Genomic DNA, 18465 nt, shown 5'->3' on the forward strand with positions numbered 1-18465 from the left:
CAGCTTCTTGGTTACGGATAATTAGAAATGAACTACCTTTACGGCATTAAATTTTAAAGAAATGATCAAATCAATTGCTATTATTTTAACCTTGATTTTTACCGCGCCAGGTTCTGTTTATGATTTTAAACTGAAAACCATTGACGGCAAAAATTTTAACCTGGCTGCTTATAAAGGCAAAAAACTGTTAATTGTAAATACAGCTTCTAAATGCGGCTTTACACCACAATATGCTGAATTGCAAAAACTGGCAGACCAATACAAAGACAAAGTTACGGTAGTTGGTTTTCCGGCGAATAATTTTGGCGGACAGGAACCGGGCGCCAATTTGGCAATTAAAGAGTTTTGCCAGAAAAATTATGGCGTAACTTTTCCGCTAAGCGAAAAGGTGAGTGTGAAAGGCGATGATATCAGCCCGCTTTTTAAATACCTGACTTCTGCTGAAAACCCTGATTTTACCGGTGAAATCCAATGGAATTTTGAAAAGTTTTTAATTGACGAGAACGGAAAGCTGATTCACCGTTATCGCTCCAGCGTAAAACCTTTATCCACAGAAATTACTAGCCAGTTATAAAAAAAGATTGATAAAAAAAGCTTTCCCAACTTGGGGAAGCTTTTTTTATGCCAAATATTTGAGGTATTCTTCCCGGCCAATCATAACTGCGCCCAAAGATTCCAAATGCTCATTTTGGATCTGGCAATCAATCAGCTCATACTGTTTTTGCTGGCATAAAGTAACCAAAGCGGTTTTTGAAGCATTGCTTGCTTTGCTAAACATACTTTCGCCACAAAAAACGCGGTTTACGGCAACACCGTACAAACCGCCCACCAGTTCGTTTTGCTGCCAAACTTCTACCGAGTGCGCCTTGCCTTGCCGGTGCAGTTCGAGATAGGCTTTTTGCATGTCTTTTGTGATCCAGGTGCCTTGCTGCCCTTCCCGAAAAATGCTGGCACAGGCAGCAATAACGGCCGCAAAATCCTGATCAAAAGTTACGGTAAACTTCCCGGAACGTAACACCTGCCGCATACTTTTTGATACTTTAAGCCGATCAGGAAAAATAACGCAGCGTTCGTGCAGCGCGTACCACAAAATCGGGTTCTTGTTGCTGTACCAGGGGAAAATTCCGTTCGCGTAAGCCAGGTTCAGTCTTTCTACCGATAAATCACCACCAACAGCCAATAGTCCATCGGCTTCTGCCAAAGCCGGATCAGGGAAAACCAGCCGTTCGTCTAACTGAAAAATCATACGCCAACCCCTACAATCGTTTTAGGTTCATCCACAATTAGCACATTTATTTTACTGCTTTTAACCAACAATAGTTTTGGTTTGATTAAAGTTTCGGGCATACTTCTTTTAGCACATAAATTTTGGTTTTGTTGAGTGCTGAAAGTTTTATTTGTAACAAATGCTTCTTTTACCACATAAAAAAAGGTGTCGCCGTTTCTTGGTAACACCTTTTTCAATTTCAATTCATTTTTACAATTTAGCTTCGACGCCATATTTACCGGCAAACTTTTTATACAATTGCTTGTGCAAATTATCCAGGTTAATGTTTCGCCCTTGGATAAAAGCAGTGTCCACATTAAGCGTAACCATGTCCAAAGCATCGCCTTTTGAGATAAAAAGTGTGGCGTCTTTTCCAACTTCCAGCGTTCCGGTTGTTTTATCAATGCCTAAAATTTTGGCGTTGTTTAAAGTGATCATCTGGACGGCTTGTTCTTTGGTTAAACCATAACCAACTGCTTCTCCTGCTTCAAATGGTAAATTGCGCTGCCGCCAAAAACCAATTCCGGTCAAGCCGTACAGCACGCCAGCATCCTGCAATAGCTTTGGCAGTTTGTAAGGCAGGTAAACATCGTCTTCGTCTTTGTCCGGCAAACGCTGGGTTTCCCGCAAAATCACCGGCACGTTGTTATCTTTCAAAACATCTGTAACCAAATACGATTCGTTCCCGCCAACAATTACTTCTTTTATGCCATATTTTTTGGCGAAATTAATGGCCTGGGTAATCTCTTTCGCGCCTTCCGCATTTACAAAAAGCATTTTCGTTCCGTTGAAAAGACCTTTCATTGCTTCGAAACGCAAGTTGGCAACTTTTGGCTTGGCCATTTCTGCATAGGCTTTTGCTTCAGAAAAATATTTGCTCAATTCATCAATAACCCGTTGTGCCCGGTCAGCAGGCGTTTCCTGTGCCGCTGCCCCGGCAGCTTGCGGCCCTCTTCTGGTTCTCGCTGCGCGGGCGATAGGCCAGGTTAAGTGCATACCAATATCCGTTTTGTAGGCCGCATCCTGCCAGTTCCAGGCATCTAACTGAACAACGGAAGATTGGCCGGAAACCAAACCGCCTTCGGGCGTAGGTTGTGCCAATAAAATGCCGTTAGAACGAACGGTTGGGATCACTTTAGAATCTGTGTTGTAGGCAATCAGCGAACGCACATTCGGGTTAACGTCGCCTGTTTCTTCATCATCAATAGTTGCCCTTACCGATTCAAATTCTACTAAACCGAGCGTCGTGATCGGACAAATAAAGCCCGGATACAACTGCTTTCCGTTTGCCAAAATTACCTCGCTAAAAGAAGCATTCGGTGCCGTGCCGCTACCAATGGCCGTAATTTTACCTTTATCAAAAGCGATATAACCATTTTCAATTACCTGGCCGTTGCCAACATGGATGGTTGCGCCGGTAATTAAAACAGGTTTGGATTGAGGTTTTGCAGGAGAAATATTGGCCTGGCCAAAAGCAAGGATTGTTGCAAACAGCAATTCGCCTAAACTTAAAAATATTTTTTTCATGATGGTTTTTGCTAATGATTAATGTTGATCCTGATTTTGCTGAACGCCTTTTTGTTTAACCACAAACTGGTCTTCTTCCAGCGTTTCGCACTCGTACAAACGCCTGCGCTGAAAAGCCGGGCGTTGTGCAGCAGAACCTGCGTTTTTTGCTTCGATCATTTTTTGGATGATGCGGCCTTCATCAGCTTTCATGGCTTTTTGTTTGGCTGCGTCCTGCGCGTAGTCCCAGTATGGGATGCCATCAACATAAGTTTTTTCGGCAACGGCATAAATAGACAAAGGGTTGGCCGACCAAAGCACCAAATCAGCATCTTTTCCCGGTTTGATGCTGCCGATACGGTTATCTACGTGCATCATTTTTGCCGGGTTTAACGTAACTAACTTCAAGGCGTCTTCCTCGTTCATTTGTCCGTAAGTAACTGCTTTTCCGGCTTCCTGGTTTAAACGGCGCGCCATTTCTGCATCATCTGAATTGAAACCGGTTAAAACGCCAACTTCATGCATCAACTTGCCGTTGTACGGAATAGCTTCTGCAACTTCCATTTTGTAAGCCCACCAATCTGAGAAAGTTGAACCGGCAATATTGTGGGCTTTCATTTTATCGGCCACTTTATAACCTTCTAAAATGTGGGTGAAAGTATTGATTTTGAAACCCATCGAATCAGCCACGTGCATCAGCATATTGATTTCTGATTGTACATAAGAATGGCAGGTAATGTGGCGGGTATCATTCAATATCTCTACCAAAGCATCCAGTTCCAAATCGCGCCGAACGTTGTTTCCTTTTACGGCACGTGCTGCCTTGTATTCTTTTGCGCGTTTAAAAGCATCTATATAAACCTGCTCAACACCCATTCGTGTTTGTGGGAAACGGATGTTTGCCGAACCAAAAGCAGCCGGAAAATTACTTTGCTTTACGTTTTCGCCTAAAGCAAATTTGATAAAGCCAGGGCTGCCTTCAAACTTCATCTGGTCTGGCGTTACGCCCCAGCGATGTTTGATCAGTTGATTTTGTCCACCAATTGGATTTGCCGAACCATGCAAAATATGCGAAGTGGTAACGCCGCCAGCCAGTTGCCGGTACAAATCAATATCTTCGGAATTTAGTACATCGGCAATCCTAACTTCGGAAGTAACAGCTTGGCTGCCTTCGTTGATGCCGCCGGTTGCTGCAATGTGCGAATGTTCGTCCACAATTCCGGCAGTAATTTGCTTGCCGGTTGCATCAATCACTTTGGCGTTCGCAGCCGACAAATTTTTGCCTACTGCTTTTATCTTGCCATTTTCGATGAGAACATCTGTGTTTTTTAAAATCCCTTCTTTTTCGTTGGTCCAAACAGTTGCGTTTTTAAACAGCGTAGTTTCTGCTTTCGGGATTTGTGCATTGCCAAAAGCCATGAACGGATAAATCACCGGGCCAACATTGGTGTTTGGTTTAGGCGTTGGGCGGGTTGGGGCAATCGTTGCAGCACTGGTATAAACCGCTGTCCATTTGGTCGTTGTTCCATCTGGAAGAACGCCTTGTCCGCGCAAAGTAAGCGGCGTTGTTGAAGTAATGTATCCGCTTAAACGAATGTTGCCAGCCGGATTATTTTTTAAATCGAAGTAAATATTGACCTGATCGCCGGCACGAAGAAAAGTCCCCTGAGTACGTACGCTATCGGTACCGCTACGATCAGCAGCAACCGTGTAAGAACCAGGCGTGCCGTTAACATTTAAAGTAATGTTGCCTAAACCGTCGCCGGTTAAATTGTACTTGCCGCGGAGATCTGCCACATCCATTTTAGAAACCACGTATTGGCGGCCTTCAATCCAATTCTCATAAATCACATTGTCTTTTTTGAAGACACTGGACGAAGTGATAATGAAATTGGCCAGTTTTCCTTTTGCCAGCGTGCCCAATTTATCACCGATGCCCAGCATTTCTGCCGGTGTTTGTGTTACTGCTTTTATCGCTTGTTTTTCGGTGAGGCCATAATCTACGGCAGTGCGCAAATTCGTCCAAAAATCACGCGAACTTTCTAAACCATCCGAAGTAATGGCAAAACGGATACCTGCTTTTTCCAGCACTGCCGGGTTTGTTGGCGCCAGTTCCCAATGCTTCATTTGCGCGTAAGTAATTTGGCGGGCATCAAAAGGGTCGGTTACATCATAAGGTGCCGGGAAATTGACCGGGATGATAAAGCCCGCACCTGTAGCCTTCATTTCATTGATGCGCTGGTATTCTTCCCCGTCCGATTTGTACAGGTAAACCTTGCCAAACTCCTTGCCTATTTTTGCCGCACGCAGTACACTAAACGGATCGGTAACTTCAAAAATTTGCGGTAAAGTTTGGATGCGGTTAAATTCGTTCAGCGAAATATTGTATTCTTCTTTCTGGTTTTTGTACCAGGCCGCATCGTAATACGTTTGGCGCAGCAAAGCAATCACGCCCATTAAAGAAGTTGGATAATTGGTAGCCGCTGTGCCTTTGCTAAACGAATAATGCGCCGCCACCTGATCGTTCAACATTACTTCGTTATCGCGTTCATCACCCAAAGTAACGGCAACCGAAGTGCCGCGGGCAATACCATCACGGATTAGAGATTGAACGGCGCCAAAACCATTCTTTTTATAATCAACAGAAGTAGTTGCATTGGCATGAAAAACAGCTTTGGCATTCATTTCCGGTTTAATGGCTTCGTTCCAGCCGTAAGCACCGGGTTTTGTAGAAACGGGAATATTCACCCGGCTAAAACCTCCGCCACCTGCACCGCCTAAGCCAAAAGCCTGGCGCGGCGCTTCGGGCATTCCGTATGTGGTAAAAGCATCTACCAGTCCCGGATAAATAAATTTCCCTTTTAAATCAATCACTACATATCCTTTCGGAATGGCAATGGCTGCCCCAACGGCTTCAATTTGCCGGTCTTTAATCAGCAATGTTCCGTTGGTAATGGTTTGATCGGCACTGGCAACAATGGTTGCGTTGGTAAAAGCGTATTGCCCTGGCCGAATATCCCAGGCACCGTTTACAGGATAAGTTTCCTGTGCGCTGGAATACTGAATTTTGAGCAGGGCAAAACAAAAAAGTAAGAGTTTCTTCATTCTGTAAATAGTTTTTCAATAAATGTATTAAAATTTACCAGCGAAAAGCTAATTGTAATTTATAATTAATGTTATTGTTACAAAATCACCTGAAAACCTCAACTATTAAAATACCTGTATATTCGCAGAAAAATTCATACTTCTTTTATGTACCCTTTTTTCAAATATTTCCACTCCGGTTTGCGGTATATTGTGCTGGTTTTGGTTGTTGCGGCCGTTATCCAATCGCTCTTGGGCTGGCTTGGCAAAAAAACTTATACCGAAGGCAACCGGAAACTCAACCTTTTTGCCCTGATCTCGGCACATACCCAACTGCTGATTGGCTTGGTTTTGTACTTTTTAAGCCCGCTGGTACAGTTTTCCAAAGGTGCCATGAAAAACCCGGTAACGAGGTATTGGACAGCCGAACACATCACGATGATGATCCTCGCCATCATCTTAATTACCGTTGGCTATTCCCGCTCAAAAAAGGTTTTGTTGCCCGAAAAAAAGCACCTTAACATCTTCATCTTCTATTTTTTAGCGGTATTAATCGTAGTTGTTACACTTATTTTAAGCCATCGCGGCGTTCTGGGGATGTCTGCCTGAAAATTTTTTATTAAAAAAAGTTTGCAGTTTCATTTTTCTTTCTAATTTTGAAAACATAATGATCGATCAGAAACATAACAACAACTGGCGGAGCCTTCCTAAAAGGAAAGCCGGATAGTGTTTTTGATTTTTCCCACCTAATCAATTATAAACCTGATATGAACCCGGCCGTTACCACGCGCCGGGTTTTTTAATACGATCATGAAATACAAATTAACCTCTACCTACAAAAAACTTTTGGCCGATACCACCACGCCCGTAAGCATTTATTTAAAGCTGCGCGATGTGTTTTCAAACAGTTTACTGCTCGAAAGTTCGGATTACCACAGCCGAGAAAATAGCATGAGCTACATTTGCTGCGAACCGATTGCAGGTATGGTTTTACAAAACGGATTGATGACGAACCAATATCCCGATGGCATGCAGCAGCAATTTGAACCTGGAGCTTTTGATGTGGTTACGCATGTAGAAGCCTTTTTAAACAGTTTTGAAACCGATACTTTGCCGCTTAAAATTATCACCAACGGTTTGTTTGGTTATTTTACGCACGAAATTGTAGAGCATTTTGAAACCATCAAACTAAAAGCAGCAGCGGCAGATGAGGTGCGCCAAATCCCGGAAATGCAATACTTCGTTTACCGGTATATTATTGCAGTTGACCATTTTAAAAACGAATTGTACATTGTAGAAAACCAGTTGGAAAACGATCCGCAGGCTTCTGGTTTAAACCGTATCGAATACCTCATCCAAAACAAAAACTTCCCCGAATACCATTTTAATTTGCAAGGCGAAGAAGGTTCGAACCTTTTGGACGAAGAATACATAGCCATCGTCGAGAAGATGAAACAGCACATTTTGCGCGGCGACGTTTTCCAGATTGTGCCGTCTAAAAGTTTCAGTCAGTCGTTTCAGGGGGATGAATTTAACGTTTACCGCGCTTTGCGTTCCATCAATCCTTCGCCGTATTTGTTTTATTTTGATTACGGCAGCTTCAAGATTTTTGGTTCTTCGCCGGAAGCGCAAATTACAATCAAAAACCGGATCGCTACGATTTACCCGATTGCCGGGACTTTTAAACGCACCGGAGATGATGAAAAAGATGCACAATTGGCACGAGCATTAGAAAATGACCCGAAAGAATCCGCAGAACACGTAATGTTGGTTGATCTGGCCCGAAACGATCTGAGCCGCCATTGCACCAATGTTGAAGTAAAAGCTTTTAAAGAAGTGCAGTATTATTCACATTTAATCCATCTGGTTTCGCGCGTTACCGGCAAACTCAAGCCTGGCGTTCCAACGTTTAAAGTGGTGGCCGATACTTATCCCGCAGGAACATTAAGCGGCGCGCCAAAATACCGTGCGATGGAACTGATTGATGCTTATGAAAAAGGAAAAAGACGTTTTTACAGCGGCGCTATCGGCTTTTTGGGTTTTAACGGCGATTTTAACCACGCCATCATCATCCGCTCTTTTTTAAGCAAAGCCAACATGTTGCATTATCAGGCCGGTGCCGGCATTGTGGCCGATTCTGTTGCCATAAGCGAGTTAAACGAAGTAAACAATAAAATTGCCGCGCTGCGCAAAGCGTTGGAAATGGCAGAAGAAATTTAACCCGATAAAAGAAGTATCATGACCAATACAAAATTGTTGATTATTGACAATTACGATTCTTTCACTTACAACCTGGTTCATTTGGTAAATGAGTTGGGTTTGGAATGCGAAGTTTGGCGCAACGACCAATTTCGGCTGGAAGAAGTGGAAGCGTTTGACAAGATTATTTTATCGCCAGGGCCAGGAATTCCGTCTGAAGCAGGCTTGCTTTTAAAAGTGATTGAAAAATATGCTGATAAAAAAAGCATTTTTGGCGTGTGTTTAGGCCAGCAAGCCATTGCCGAAGTTTTTGGCGGAGAATTGTACAACCTAAGTCGGCCGATGCATGGTTTGGCCACGCCGATAAAAGTAACCGATAACACCGAAAAGCTGTTTGCCGGTTTGCCAGAAACGTTTAAAGTTGGTCGTTATCATTCGTGGGTGGTGGCAGAAAAAGGTTTGCCGGAAGAAATTGCGATTACGGCAATAGACGAAAAAGACAATTCCATCATGGGTTTGCGCCATAAAACTTACGATGTGCGCGGCGTGCAGTTTCACCCGGAATCGGTGTTGACAGAATATGGAAAAGAAATGATGCACAACTGGATTTTCGGCCCGGAAACAGAAGCCAATCCAGATATGGTGGCTAATCATTTTATCAAACTTTAACCAATTTTATGCCGATAAAAGAAGCATCATGTCGAATATTTTAGATCAGATCGTTGCCCGAAAAAAGGTAGAAGTTGCGGCGGCGAAAAAGAAAACTTCTTACACGAAACTGGAAGAATCGGAATACTTTAGTCGTTCGCCGCTTTCGTTTCGTGATTTTTTGTTGGATCCTTCCAGAACAGGAATTATTGCCGAATTTAAGCGAAAATCACCATCCAAAGGCATCATTAACGATCAGGTAAAAGTTAAAAAAGTAACGCAGGATTATGCGGAGGCTGGAGCTTCAGCTTTGTCGGTTTTAACGGATAATGCTTTTTTTATGGGCAAAAAAATGGATTTGGTGCAGGCGCGAAAAGCCAACGAAATCCCGGTCTTGCGCAAAGATTTTATGATTGATGAATACCAGATTATTGAAGCCAAAGCGTTGGGCGCCGATATTATTTTGCTGATTGCTGCAATTTTATCGCCGCAGGAAATCAAAAAAATGGCGCAATTAACCAAAAGTTTGGGCATGAATGTTTTGCTGGAAGTGCACAACCTGGAAGAACTGGAACGAAGCTTAGACCAAAACCTGGATGCTGTTGGCGTAAACAACCGCAACCTGGCCGATTTTACCGTTTCGGTGGATACTTCTTTTACCTTGATAAAATCTATCCCAAATGAATTTTTAAAGGTTTCGGAAAGTGCGATTTCCAATCCGAAAACGATCCGCCAGTTAAAAGAAGTTGGTTTTAACGGGTTTTTAATTGGTGAAAATTTTATGAAGGAAGCAGATCCGGGACAGGCGATGAAGGAATTTGTGGGGAAGATTTAATTTATCAAAGCTATAAGCGATTATTCAATTTCAACAATATTTACATCAGCTATTAACAGCATTTGTATAGCAGTACCAATGTGCTTTTGCAAAAACTGCCACAATTTTCGGTTATCACAATTGCCAATTTTAAGATTTATTAACTTAGGCGGAGATCCTAAACGGTTAACAATTTCAACAAAATCAGTATCTTTAGAAATCAGGATAACGTTGCCATAAACTTTTGCTTGTTGATAAATTGCCTGGTCTGTCATGCTTTTAAAACCAAGAGCAAAAGAAGATTTAACGTTTAAGCCTGTATCTTCTGCCATCCATTTGGCAATAATAGGAGATATTTGGACATCGAGCCAAATCTCCCAATTATCAGGAAGCATGAATAATAACTGTATTTTTTAGCTTAAAAGAAGCATATAATAAAGCTGCCTTTATGTCTTCTTTTTCTAATAAAGGATGTTGTTCCAGAATTTCAGTTTCCGTTAAACCGGACGATAACAATTCAAGTACATCACTAACCGGAAAACGCATTCCTCTGATCGTTGGTTTTCCGCCCATCAAGCCCGGAACCAGCGTAATCCGTTCAAGAAGTAAATTGTTGGTTGCATCCATAGTTTAAAGATACACATAAATCAATTCTTCACAATTGGCGTTGTGTACTTAGAAGAATATATTATACCGGATTGGCAAAATTGGAACCAAAATTGCCATTGAATAATCAATATGAAACCAAAATTTTATGATACTGCCGAAAAGCAGGAAAAAGCTGTTTTAGTAGGCATCATTACGCCGCACGAAACAGAAGAACAAGAGCGCGAATACCTGGAAGAACTGCAGTTTTTGGTGGAAACAGCAGGTGGCGCAACCGTAAAAACTTTCACCCAAAAAATGCAGCGGCCGGAGCGCGCCACTTTTGTGGGCACGGGAAAGCTGGAAGAAATAAAAACTTACGTAGCGGCAGAAGAGATTGATATGGTTGTTTTTGACGACGAACTGACGCCTTCGCAAATGCGGAACATTGAAACCGAACTGCAGGTAAAAATCTTGGACAGAAGTAATTTGATCTTGGATATTTTTGCCGGCCGCGCGCAAACGGCACAAGCCAAAGCGCAGGTAGAACTGGCGCAGTTACAATACTTGCTGCCGCGGCTGACGCGTTTGTGGACACACTTGGAAAGGCAAAAAGGTGGTATCGGAATGCGCGGACCAGGCGAAAGCCAGATTGAGACCGACAGGCGTTTGATCCTCAACAAAATCTCGCTGCTAAAAGAAAAGCTTAAACACATTGACCGCCAAAACGAAACGCAGCGCAAAAACCGTGTTCAGTTGGTTCGAGTTGCTTTGGTTGGTTATACGAATGTTGGAAAATCAACGATTATGAACATGCTTTCCAAATCAGAGGTTTTTGCAGAGAATAAACTTTTTGCAACTTTGGATACCACGGTTCGCAAAGTGGTGATCGAAAATCTACCTTTTTTACTTTCAGATACCGTTGGATTTATCCGCAAATTGCCTCACCATTTGATCGAATGTTTTAAATCAACGTTGGATGAAGTTCGCGAAGCAGATATTCTGGTTCATGTGGTTGATGTTTCGCATCCGAATTTTGAAGACCAAATCCATATCGTAACCGAAACTTTAAAAGATTTAGGTGCGATAGATAAAAAAATTATCACTGTTTTTAACAAGATTGATGCTTATCATCCAACCGAAATCAACCCGGAAGAACCGGAAAAAGTAACTACGCTGGAAGAATTTGAGCAAAGCTGGATGGCCAGGAACAACAGTCCGGCGATTTTTATTTCGGCTGTAAACAAAGAAAACCTCGACGAATTCCGTAAATTACTGTACGATCAGGTGAAAGCGATACACACCGAACGCTATCCGTACGACCAGTTGTTGTACTGATACTGTTTTTATGCCCTAAAAATTTGTATCAATTTTATTTGCAATTTCGTTAATCCTTTAAACTCCTGACCGAAAATAAATTTATCATGGAATCAAAAAGACAACAAAAGTTTGCCGGCGTAATCCAACAGGATCTGGCAGCTATTTTTCAGCGGGAAGGAATGAATTTTCTGCCAAATACGCTCATTACCATTACCAAAGTGCGTACCACGCCAGATTTGGCCATTGCGCGTGTTTTTCTCAGTTTTTTTAACATAACCAATACAGAGCAGGCGCTGCAAACCATCAAACTGCACGCTTCGGAAATTCGGTATAAATTGGGAAGCCGCATTAAAGACCAGGTTCGCGTAATCCCGCAATTAGAGTTTTTTGTGGATGATACCAGCGAATATGTAAACCGCATGGACAAGATTTTCGACAAGATCCACAAAGACGAAAACGAGTAACAGCCGGATTTTATGCCGATAAACGAAGCACAGCAACTGGCCAATCTCTTGCAAACACATGCGCAGGAGATTGGCAAAGTTGTTGATTATGATCCGCAGCAAGACCGTTTGTTCCCTTTTAATTTTACGGCTTCCAACAAAACTTTAAAACAAAAAACCGTTGCCGATACTGCCGCTTTTTCTGCTTGGGTCAAGCAAACTTTGCAGCAAAACCATTGCCGCTACGGCATCGGTGGTTATTTTGAAAACCGCACTTTATACAGCCGCAGCGCGCATTTTAATACTTCTTCTGATGAACCGCGCCGTCTGCATTTAGGCATAGATATTTGGGCCGAAGCCGGCACGCCGCTTTATTCGCCTTTGGAAGGAAAAGTCCACAGCTTTCGCGATAACAATCATTTTGGCGATTACGGGCCGACGATTATTTTGGAATACTTCTTTTATGGCATAAAATTCTATGCGCTTTTTGGCCATTTAAACCGGGAGTCTTTGAAAGGGCTTTATCCGGGAAAAACAATCCAACAAAACCAAAAACTGGCCGAATTTGGGACTGAGGCAGAAAACGGAAATTGGCCGCCGCATTTGCATTTTCAGTTGATGTTTGATTTGGAAGGAAATGAAGGCGATTATCCGGGCGTTTGCAAGTTGTCCGATCGGGAAAAATACCAGCCAAATATTCCTGACCCGAACTTTATTCTTCGCTTTTGATAACAACGAAAGATTGTTTTCTTCGTTATGTTATCAAACTTATAATTTCAAACAATGCTTTTTTTATTCATATTTTTTCAAACGCTGCTTTCGGCTTTTCAGGTAGACGACCAGCCGCAGTTTAAAGGCGGGCAGCAGGCTTTAAACTCGTTTTTATCGCAAAATCTAATTTATCCTGATTTTTCTAAACAAAATTGTATCTCCGGAACAGTTGAGGTAAGTTTCAACATCAACCAAAATAACAAACCGGTTAACGTAAAAGTGCAAAAAGGTTTTGGTATTGATTTGGACGATGAAGCCGTCCGCTTAGTAAAACTAACTGCCGGAAAATGGGTTTTGCCAGCCAACCACGATGTAAACATCACGTTAATTTTGCCCGTTAATTTCAGCTTAAACCAATACAACTACAATTGCGGCAACAAAACGCACAACGAAATGGAACAGGCCATTACAGCTTACAAAGCGCGCGAAGCTTTGGTGGATGCCGTAACCAATTATTACGAAAACAAATATTTGGGCAAAGCCGATGTAGCCAAAGAACCTGAAATTGAAGCCTTAAAAAAACAGTTGGGTTTTGATGACGATTACGCAGACGAAGTGGTAAAACAAGCTAACCAAAAACTAAAACAAGGCGACAACGAAGGCGCCTGCGAAGACTGGAAATTTGTGCGCAACATAGGCAGCAACAAAGCCGATGCGCAATTGGCCAAATACTGTAAATAGTTTTTGTGAGGTTGATTTTATGCCGATAAAAGAAGCATCGGTGTTTGTTTCGTTTATTTATTTCAATTCCTTCATCAGCCGGTAATAAAAACTGATTGCTTTTGGATATTCTTTTACGCTAATATTTTCGTTTAAACCGTGCATTCCTTCCAAATCCGTTACGGGCGAAAAACGTAAAATACAGTTAGCAATGCCAGCCATTTGGCGCGAATCTGTGGCGCCAACGGTTAAATATGGCGCAATTAATGTTCCCGGATAATTTTCTATCACAGCTTTTTCTAACTGTTTAAAACCCGAACTTTGGGTTGAAGTTACAGCGGATGCTTCTTCGGCAAAGGCATTTTCTTTAATCAATTGTACTCGATTATCGTTGATGGCTTCTTTTACATGCTTAGAAACAGCATTAATAGAAGTGCCGGGCAACAACCTAAAATTGATGGTTGCCGAAGCGGAAGTTGGGATAACATTATCTTTTACGCCAGCCTGCAAAATGGTTGGTGCAATTGTGGTTCTAATCAGCGCATTTCCTCCGGCAGATTTCTCGTAAATTTTAAACAAAAGCGGTTTAAAAAGCCATTGGTTGGCAATGGCCATTTTTGTGGTAAAAGGCATTTCCGGGCCTAAATACTTAAAAAAATCGCCGGTAGAACCACCAAAACTTGCCGGAAAAGGTTTTGCCCGAAGCTTTTGTATCGCCGCAATCAGCACATCAACCGCCGTTTCTGGTTTTGGCATGGATGAATGTCCGCCTTCGATATTCACTTTTAAATCGATGGATAAATAACCTTTTTCGGAAGTTCCAATCAGCGCCACCGGTTTTCCCTGTAAACCCGGGATTTCTTTTTTGGTGATCTCGCCGCCTTCATCCAAAACCCAATCGGCTTTAATTCCGCGCGATTTTAGCAACGCGGCAACTGCTTTTACGCCTTTTCCGCCGGCTTCTTCATCGTGGCCAAAAACAAAATAAATGCTTCTTTTAGGCTGATAATTTTCTTGCAACAGTTTTTCCGCTGCTTCCAGCAAACTAAACAAACTGATTTTATCATCGGCTGTACCTCGTCCGTACAGTTTTCCGTTTTGAATACTGCCACCAAACGGATCGGTTTTCCATTGCAATAAACTTGCTTTCTCAACCGGGACAACATCCTGGTGCGCCATTAAAATAACAGGTTTTAAAGTCGGATTTTTACCTTTCCAAGTATAAACCAAAGAATAATGAGCTACTTTTTCCAAAGCTAATTTTTGATGGACTAAAGGATAAGTTTGCGCCAGATAACGGTGCAAAGCCAGAAAAACGCTGCTATCGGTTTTGGCACTATCAGAAAAAGAAACGGTTTTAAAACGGATGCCTTGCTGCAAATGGGCGATGGCATTTTCGCTTACTTCAACATTTTTTGTTGCAGCATATTTGGGTTGAATAGATTTGAATGTCAAGGTTTTGATCAAAACCACAGCAACCAGCAACAGCACTATCGCCAGCAAAAACAACATTAATTTTTTAGCCATAAAAGAAGTATCAATCTGGCTTCAAGATAAATAAAAAGCAACACGAATTGTATTTGTGGATTTGCCTTTTATCTTTAAAATGATTTATGAAGAAGCAGGAACTCCGCAAAATTTATCTCGAAAAACGCCGGCAGCTTTCGGAAACGGAATACGAAACGTTGAACCAGGCTTTGCTGCAACAGTTTAAAACTTTGGATTTTTCGGGAGTAAACGCTGTCCATATTTTTTTGCCCATGCTTCGCACCAAAGAACCCGATACTAAATTGCTGATTTATTTCCTGCAAACTACGTATCCAAACATTAAACGCGTTTTTCCGAAAACAGATTTCAAACAAAAAAAGTTGATTAATTTTTTGGATGATGAACAATTGGTTACCGCCGAAAACAAGTTTGGCATTCCGGAACCAATTAGCGGAAACCAATTTTATACCGGTAAAAACAGTATCGTGATTGTGCCGCTGCTTGCGTTTGATTTGAAAGGAAACCGGGTTGGCTACGGCGGTGGTTTTTATGATCGGTTTTTGGCCGAATGTGAAGCAGGAACGCAATTTATCGGCTTGTCTTTTTTTGAACCGGTTGATTTGATTGAGGATGCGGATGAATTGGATGTAAAGTTGCACCAATGTATTGCGCCGTACCAGCTTTGGAAATTTTAAGTAAAAATCGAGTTTAAAGATGCTTTGTAATTTGTAAATAGATTTTAAATAAAACGTACATTTGGATATGCAGCAATTAGAGCATTATCAACAAATAATTGTGCCTGTTTTAAAAAAATTTAATATCAAACGGGCTTCTATTTTCGGATCAATTGCAAAAGGTTTGGAGACAAATACAAGTGACCTGGATTTGTTGATAGAACCTGAAGCTGGCTTTACTTTGTTTACTTTGATTGCGCTTGAAAATGAAATTACACACCTTACAAAGCGTAAAATAGATATTGTTGAATTTGGTGCTTTAAAACCGTCTATCAAAACTGAAGTGCTTCAATCGGCAATAGCTATTTTATGAGTAGATCAGATTTGGTTTACGTTCATGATATTATAGAATCCATAGGTATTATAGTAGATTATGTAGAAGGCAAAACGGAAGATGATCTTATTAACAATATCATGCTTCAAGATGCAGTAATCAGGCGATTTGGAATTATTGGAGAAGCTTCAAGTAAAATTTCCAAACAGTTTAAAGTTCAACACCCAGATATTCCATGGAGATTAATCAAAGCCATGAGAAATAAATTGATACATGAATATTTTGGCATATCTGCAAAAACAATATTTGCAACTGTAAAAACTGATTTACCTGTTTTAAAGGAACAATTACAAAATCTCATTTCGTGATTGTATTAAACAACTAAAAGTTTACTGCTTACAACTCCAATTCCAGCAGTACCGGGCAATGGTCAGAATGTTTGGCTTCCGGTAAAATAGTAGCGCGTTTTAAATAAGGTTTTAACTCGTGCGTAACCAAATTATAATCAATGCGCCAACCCAAATTTTTTCCGCGTGCACCAGCGCGAAAACTCCACCAGGTATAATTATGCGGCTCTCTGTTAAAATGCCGGAAGGAATCTACAAAGCCGGATTCGAGCAGTTTTTCCATCCATTCGCGCTCTTCGGGCAAAAAACCGGAAGAATTGGCGTTTGATTTTGGGTTGTGGATATCAATCGGTTTGTGGCAAATGTTGTAATCGCCGCAAACCACTAATTTGGGGTAAGCCCATTGCAGTTTGTGCAGGTAATCGCCAAACTCATCCAAAAAACGAAACTTAAAAGCCTGCCGGTCTGCGCCGCTGGAACCGGAAGGAAAATAAACGCTCATCACTGATAACTCTTCAAAATCTACCCGCAAACACCGGCCTTCAAAATCAAAATCCCGGATGCCGCAGCCGTATTCTACATGCACCGGTTTTTGCCTGGTAAAAACAGCAGTGCCGCTGTAGCCTTTTTTCTCTGCCGGAAACCAAAAGTGATGATAACCCATTTGTTCGAGTAAAAACAATTCGGTTTGCAAAACATCTGGCGTGGCCTTTATTTCCTGCAAACAGATGACGTCAGCATCGGTAGCTTGCAGCCAGGCCAGCCAGTTTTTACTGATAGCCGAGCGGATTCCGTTAACGTTGTAGGTGATGATTTTCATTTAGGTGAGAGGTTTGAGGTGCGAGGATTGAGGAGCGGGGTGCGAGGTTAAAGGCAAAAGCTGAAAACTGATTGCTGAAAGCTAAATGCCTAATAGCTTATCCAGCCGTCTGCACTCTTTTTTCTTCAATAAACTAACGGTCATCGGTACATCTTGCAGCGGGCGGTTTTTTTCATCTTTATTTACGGTTGCAATGCGGTCAACCATATCCAAACCAATTACAATTTCGCCATAAACCGTATAATTTTGGTCGAGGTGCGGTACACCACCAACCGATTTATACCATTCGCGTTGTGAAGGCGGAATTTTTCGTCCTTTTAAACGGGTTTGTTCCAGCTTGTCCAATTGCTCATCGGTAAAGCGTTTGCCTTCCACCAAATAAAACTGGCAACCGCTGGAAGCTTTCTTCGGGTTGTCATCCCGCGCAGCAGCAAGTACTCCTTTTTTATGAAACAAGCTGTCGCGGATTTCAGCATCAACGGTATAACCCACATCGCCTTCGCCCAAAGCTTGTCCGGGTTTGGCTTTTTTAGAATCCGGGTCGCCGCCCTGGATCATAAAATCCTGTATAACGCGATGAAAAAGCGTACCGTTATAAAAACCTTGTTTGGTTAATTTGATAAAGTTGTCGCGGTGTTTCGGCGTTTCGTTGTACAAACGGATGATGCATTCGCCAAACGCAGTTTTGATACGCACGTATCGATTTTTAGGGGATTTGGCAAATACGCTAAACGAAATCAGCAGTAAAATAAAAGCAGCGGCAAATTTTTTCATGGTAAAAGAAGCATTTTGTATTATTTTTATAAATAATCAATTTCATCACAAATATTGATAATATGATCAAGGCCATATAAAAGTGCGCTTTCATCAACTTGCATCCATTGAAAAAGCTGTAGAATAAGATTATAGTGTTGCCTTGCATAGTTTGTATCTTTTATTGCTTGCCCAGGTAAAAAGCAAATCGGTTCATGATGCGCCATTCTGTTTCTAATATCGTTTAGCTTTGCTAATTGATTAAAAACGTAAGTATTGTTATATTGTAATGCTGGTGTTGATGTGGGTTTTGAAGGAAATACCTGTAAAAGAATTCTATTTGTGGCATTATACTGGTTTTGAGCAAACATATACCGCCAAAACCCAAAACCAAGTTCGGCTACTAATTTAAAATGATTGTAGGAGGGTAATTTGTTAATTGCATCATTAATATTTTCTTTGGTTAAACGACATTTATGATTATCAAATATTCCTCCAACTCTTGCACCATTTTTTAACCAGTCAGTGCCATGAATAGCAGTGCATCTTATGTCGATTACATTTCTTAACGCTACTTCAAAACAACTTATAACCGTAAACAACTCTTGCGTAAGTTGTAAATTTTTCCTGTAAAGTGTCATTGCCTTTCGAGAATCTCCACCGCAAGATAATAGATAGCGGTTCATTCTTGCTGAAGTCATTATTTGGACAAAAGCACTATATTTCATTATAATTTAATTGCGCAGTTTAAT

General features: G+C 41.5%; 22 protein-coding genes. 12 read left to right on the forward strand and 10 right to left on the reverse strand.

Features of this window, described 5'->3' with window-relative positions:
• Nucleotides 1-64 precede the first annotated feature (64 nt).
• Nucleotides 65-574 carry a glutathione peroxidase gene (locus tag Q0192_RS12955; protein WP_299289961.1) on the forward strand — a complete coding sequence of 170 codons (510 nt, stop codon included), beginning with the start codon at nucleotides 65-67 and terminating at the stop codon, nucleotides 572-574.
• A 45-nt stretch (nucleotides 575-619) separates the two neighbouring features.
• Here Q0192_RS12955 and aat read toward each other — a convergent pair whose 3' ends face one another.
• The 4 genes from aat to Q0192_RS12975 are packed head-to-tail and all read right to left on the reverse strand — an operon-like array spanning nucleotide 620 to nucleotide 5878.
• Entirely contained in the window at nucleotides 620-1246 is a 627-nt protein-coding gene (aat, locus tag Q0192_RS12960) for a leucyl/phenylalanyl-tRNA--protein transferase (RefSeq protein ID WP_299289907.1), read from the reverse strand.
• Nucleotides 1243-1464 carry a hypothetical protein gene (locus tag Q0192_RS12965; protein ID WP_299289908.1) on the reverse strand — a complete coding sequence of 74 codons (222 nt, stop codon included), beginning with the start codon at nucleotides 1462-1464 and terminating at the stop codon, nucleotides 1243-1245. Before Q0192_RS12965 ends, aat begins: the two co-directional genes overlap by 4 nt.
• A 13-nt stretch (nucleotides 1465-1477) precedes the next feature.
• Nucleotides 1478-2794 carry an amidohydrolase family protein gene (locus Q0192_RS12970; RefSeq protein WP_299289909.1) on the reverse strand — a complete coding sequence of 439 codons (1317 nt, stop codon included), beginning with the start codon at nucleotides 2792-2794 and terminating at the stop codon, nucleotides 1478-1480.
• A gap of 18 nt (nucleotides 2795-2812) precedes the next feature.
• Nucleotides 2813-5878 (reverse strand): amidohydrolase family protein, encoded by a 3066-nt coding sequence (locus Q0192_RS12975; protein WP_299289910.1) that lies wholly within the window; start codon nucleotides 5876-5878, stop codon nucleotides 2813-2815.
• A gap of 147 nt (nucleotides 5879-6025) precedes the next feature.
• Between Q0192_RS12975 and Q0192_RS12980 the strand changes: the two genes are divergently transcribed.
• From Q0192_RS12980 to trpC, 4 genes are all read left to right on the forward strand, one after another.
• Nucleotides 6026-6466 carry a cytochrome B gene (locus Q0192_RS12980; RefSeq protein WP_299289911.1) on the forward strand — a complete coding sequence of 147 codons (441 nt, stop codon included), beginning with the start codon at nucleotides 6026-6028 and terminating at the stop codon, nucleotides 6464-6466.
• A gap of 201 nt (nucleotides 6467-6667) precedes the next feature.
• A complete protein-coding gene (locus Q0192_RS12985; protein WP_299289912.1) occupies nucleotides 6668-8077 on the forward strand; it encodes an anthranilate synthase component I family protein in 1410 nt (469 codons plus the stop codon).
• 18 nt (nucleotides 8078-8095) lie between these two features.
• Complete coding sequence (locus tag Q0192_RS12990) at nucleotides 8096-8725, forward strand: aminodeoxychorismate/anthranilate synthase component II (protein WP_299289913.1); 630 nt, start codon at nucleotides 8096-8098, stop codon at nucleotides 8723-8725.
• Between the two features lie 28 nt (nucleotides 8726-8753).
• Nucleotides 8754-9539 carry an indole-3-glycerol phosphate synthase TrpC gene (gene trpC, locus Q0192_RS12995; RefSeq protein WP_299289914.1) on the forward strand — a complete coding sequence of 262 codons (786 nt, stop codon included), beginning with the start codon at nucleotides 8754-8756 and terminating at the stop codon, nucleotides 9537-9539.
• Between the two features lie 20 nt (nucleotides 9540-9559).
• Here trpC and Q0192_RS13000 read toward each other — a convergent pair whose 3' ends face one another.
• Together Q0192_RS13000 and Q0192_RS13005 are read right to left on the reverse strand one after the other, a co-directional pair.
• Nucleotides 9560-9913 carry a DUF5615 family PIN-like protein gene (locus tag Q0192_RS13000; protein ID WP_299289915.1) on the reverse strand — a complete coding sequence of 118 codons (354 nt, stop codon included), beginning with the start codon at nucleotides 9911-9913 and terminating at the stop codon, nucleotides 9560-9562.
• Nucleotides 9903-10145 carry a DUF433 domain-containing protein gene (locus Q0192_RS13005; protein ID WP_299289916.1) on the reverse strand — a complete coding sequence of 81 codons (243 nt, stop codon included), beginning with the start codon at nucleotides 10143-10145 and terminating at the stop codon, nucleotides 9903-9905. The genes Q0192_RS13000 and Q0192_RS13005 overlap by 11 nt, the downstream gene beginning before the upstream one ends.
• 111 nt (nucleotides 10146-10256) lie before the next feature.
• Here Q0192_RS13005 and hflX point away from each other — a divergent pair, with 111 nt between their 5' ends.
• From hflX to Q0192_RS13025, 4 genes are all read left to right on the forward strand, one after another.
• Entirely contained in the window at nucleotides 10257-11441 is a 1185-nt protein-coding gene (hflX, locus tag Q0192_RS13010; RefSeq protein ID WP_299289917.1) for a GTPase HflX, read from the forward strand.
• Nucleotides 11442-11527: 86 nt separating this feature from the next.
• Nucleotides 11528-11887: a 30S ribosome-binding factor RbfA gene (gene rbfA / locus Q0192_RS13015; RefSeq protein WP_299289918.1), complete on the forward strand. Its 360-nt coding sequence runs from the start codon at nucleotides 11528-11530 to the stop codon at nucleotides 11885-11887.
• Between the two features lie 12 nt (nucleotides 11888-11899).
• Complete coding sequence (locus tag Q0192_RS13020; RefSeq protein WP_299289919.1) at nucleotides 11900-12595, forward strand: peptidoglycan DD-metalloendopeptidase family protein; 696 nt, start codon at nucleotides 11900-11902, stop codon at nucleotides 12593-12595.
• A gap of 54 nt (nucleotides 12596-12649) precedes the next feature.
• On the forward strand, nucleotides 12650-13318 hold the full coding sequence (locus Q0192_RS13025; RefSeq protein ID WP_299289920.1) for a TonB family protein: 669 nt from the start codon (nucleotides 12650-12652) through the stop codon (nucleotides 13316-13318).
• A 57-nt stretch (nucleotides 13319-13375) separates the two neighbouring features.
• On the opposite strand, the gene Q0192_RS13030 is transcribed toward Q0192_RS13025, so the two are convergent.
• The gene (locus Q0192_RS13030; protein ID WP_299289921.1) at nucleotides 13376-14824 is read right to left on the reverse strand and encodes a M20 family peptidase; all 1449 of its coding nucleotides are present in this window, start codon (nucleotides 14822-14824) and stop codon (nucleotides 13376-13378) included.
• An 86-nt stretch (nucleotides 14825-14910) separates the two neighbouring features.
• Between Q0192_RS13030 and Q0192_RS13035 the strand changes: the two genes are divergently transcribed.
• The 3 genes from Q0192_RS13035 (at nucleotide 14911) to Q0192_RS13045 (ending at nucleotide 16161) form a co-directional block, all read left to right on the forward strand.
• Entirely contained in the window at nucleotides 14911-15480 is a 570-nt protein-coding gene (locus Q0192_RS13035) for a 5-formyltetrahydrofolate cyclo-ligase (RefSeq protein ID WP_299289922.1), read from the forward strand.
• 67 nt (nucleotides 15481-15547) lie between these two features.
• The gene (locus tag Q0192_RS13040) at nucleotides 15548-15832 is read left to right on the forward strand and encodes a nucleotidyltransferase domain-containing protein (RefSeq protein WP_299289923.1); all 285 of its coding nucleotides are present in this window, start codon (nucleotides 15548-15550) and stop codon (nucleotides 15830-15832) included.
• Nucleotides 15829-16161 (forward strand): DUF86 domain-containing protein, encoded by a 333-nt coding sequence (locus Q0192_RS13045; RefSeq protein ID WP_299289924.1) that lies wholly within the window; start codon nucleotides 15829-15831, stop codon nucleotides 16159-16161. Before Q0192_RS13040 ends, Q0192_RS13045 begins: the two co-directional genes overlap by 4 nt.
• Before the next feature lie 28 nt (nucleotides 16162-16189).
• On the opposite strand, the gene Q0192_RS13050 is transcribed toward Q0192_RS13045, so the two are convergent.
• The 3 genes from Q0192_RS13050 to Q0192_RS13060 all read right to left on the reverse strand — a co-directional run bounded on the left by Q0192_RS13050 (nucleotide 16190) and on the right by Q0192_RS13060 (nucleotide 18441).
• Complete coding sequence (locus Q0192_RS13050; protein WP_299289926.1) at nucleotides 16190-16960, reverse strand: exodeoxyribonuclease III; 771 nt, start codon at nucleotides 16958-16960, stop codon at nucleotides 16190-16192.
• Nucleotides 16961-17041: 81 nt separating this feature from the next.
• Nucleotides 17042-17734 carry a peptidylprolyl isomerase gene (locus tag Q0192_RS13055; protein WP_299289927.1) on the reverse strand — a complete coding sequence of 231 codons (693 nt, stop codon included), beginning with the start codon at nucleotides 17732-17734 and terminating at the stop codon, nucleotides 17042-17044.
• Between the two features lie 26 nt (nucleotides 17735-17760).
• On the reverse strand, nucleotides 17761-18441 hold the full coding sequence (locus Q0192_RS13060; RefSeq protein ID WP_299289928.1) for an Abi family protein: 681 nt from the start codon (nucleotides 18439-18441) through the stop codon (nucleotides 17761-17763).
• Nucleotides 18442-18465: the final 24 nt, after the last annotated feature.

It is taken from the genome of uncultured Mucilaginibacter sp. (genome assembly GCF_937859865.1).
Classification (GTDB): Bacteria; Bacteroidota; Bacteroidia; order Sphingobacteriales; family Sphingobacteriaceae; genus Mucilaginibacter_A.

Excerpts from the sequence above, each read along its gene's own strand:
- aat (WP_299289907.1), bottom strand. The coding sequence starts at position 1,246 with ATGATTTTTCAGTTAGACGAACGGCTGGTTTTCCCTGATCCGGCTTTG.
- Q0192_RS12970 (WP_299289909.1), bottom strand. The coding sequence starts at position 2,794 with ATGAAAAAAATATTTTTAAGTTTAGGCGAATTGCTGTTTGCAACAATC.
- Q0192_RS12975 (WP_299289910.1), bottom strand. The coding sequence starts at position 5,878 with ATGAAGAAACTCTTACTTTTTTGTTTTGCCCTGCTCAAAATTCAGTAT.
- Q0192_RS12980 (WP_299289911.1), top strand. The coding sequence starts at position 6,026 with ATGTACCCTTTTTTCAAATATTTCCACTCCGGTTTGCGGTATATTGTG.
- Q0192_RS12985 (WP_299289912.1), top strand. The coding sequence starts at position 6,668 with ATGAAATACAAATTAACCTCTACCTACAAAAAACTTTTGGCCGATACC.
- Q0192_RS12990 (WP_299289913.1), top strand. The coding sequence starts at position 8,096 with ATGACCAATACAAAATTGTTGATTATTGACAATTACGATTCTTTCACT.
- trpC (WP_299289914.1), top strand. The coding sequence starts at position 8,754 with ATGTCGAATATTTTAGATCAGATCGTTGCCCGAAAAAAGGTAGAAGTT.
- Q0192_RS13000 (WP_299289915.1), bottom strand. The coding sequence starts at position 9,913 with ATGCTTCCTGATAATTGGGAGATTTGGCTCGATGTCCAAATATCTCCT.
- Q0192_RS13005 (WP_299289916.1), bottom strand. The coding sequence starts at position 10,145 with ATGGATGCAACCAACAATTTACTTCTTGAACGGATTACGCTGGTTCCG.
- hflX (WP_299289917.1), top strand. The coding sequence starts at position 10,257 with ATGAAACCAAAATTTTATGATACTGCCGAAAAGCAGGAAAAAGCTGTT.
- rbfA (WP_299289918.1), top strand. The coding sequence starts at position 11,528 with ATGGAATCAAAAAGACAACAAAAGTTTGCCGGCGTAATCCAACAGGAT.
- Q0192_RS13020 (WP_299289919.1), top strand. The coding sequence starts at position 11,900 with ATGCCGATAAACGAAGCACAGCAACTGGCCAATCTCTTGCAAACACAT.
- Q0192_RS13025 (WP_299289920.1), top strand. The coding sequence starts at position 12,650 with ATGCTTTTTTTATTCATATTTTTTCAAACGCTGCTTTCGGCTTTTCAG.
- Q0192_RS13030 (WP_299289921.1), bottom strand. The coding sequence starts at position 14,824 with ATGGCTAAAAAATTAATGTTGTTTTTGCTGGCGATAGTGCTGTTGCTG.
- Q0192_RS13035 (WP_299289922.1), top strand. The coding sequence starts at position 14,911 with ATGAAGAAGCAGGAACTCCGCAAAATTTATCTCGAAAAACGCCGGCAG.
- Q0192_RS13040 (WP_299289923.1), top strand. The coding sequence starts at position 15,548 with ATGCAGCAATTAGAGCATTATCAACAAATAATTGTGCCTGTTTTAAAA.
- Q0192_RS13045 (WP_299289924.1), top strand. The coding sequence starts at position 15,829 with ATGAGTAGATCAGATTTGGTTTACGTTCATGATATTATAGAATCCATA.
- Q0192_RS13050 (WP_299289926.1), bottom strand. The coding sequence starts at position 16,960 with ATGAAAATCATCACCTACAACGTTAACGGAATCCGCTCGGCTATCAGT.
- Q0192_RS13055 (WP_299289927.1), bottom strand. The coding sequence starts at position 17,734 with ATGAAAAAATTTGCCGCTGCTTTTATTTTACTGCTGATTTCGTTTAGC.
- Q0192_RS13060 (WP_299289928.1), bottom strand. The coding sequence starts at position 18,441 with ATGAAATATAGTGCTTTTGTCCAAATAATGACTTCAGCAAGAATGAAC.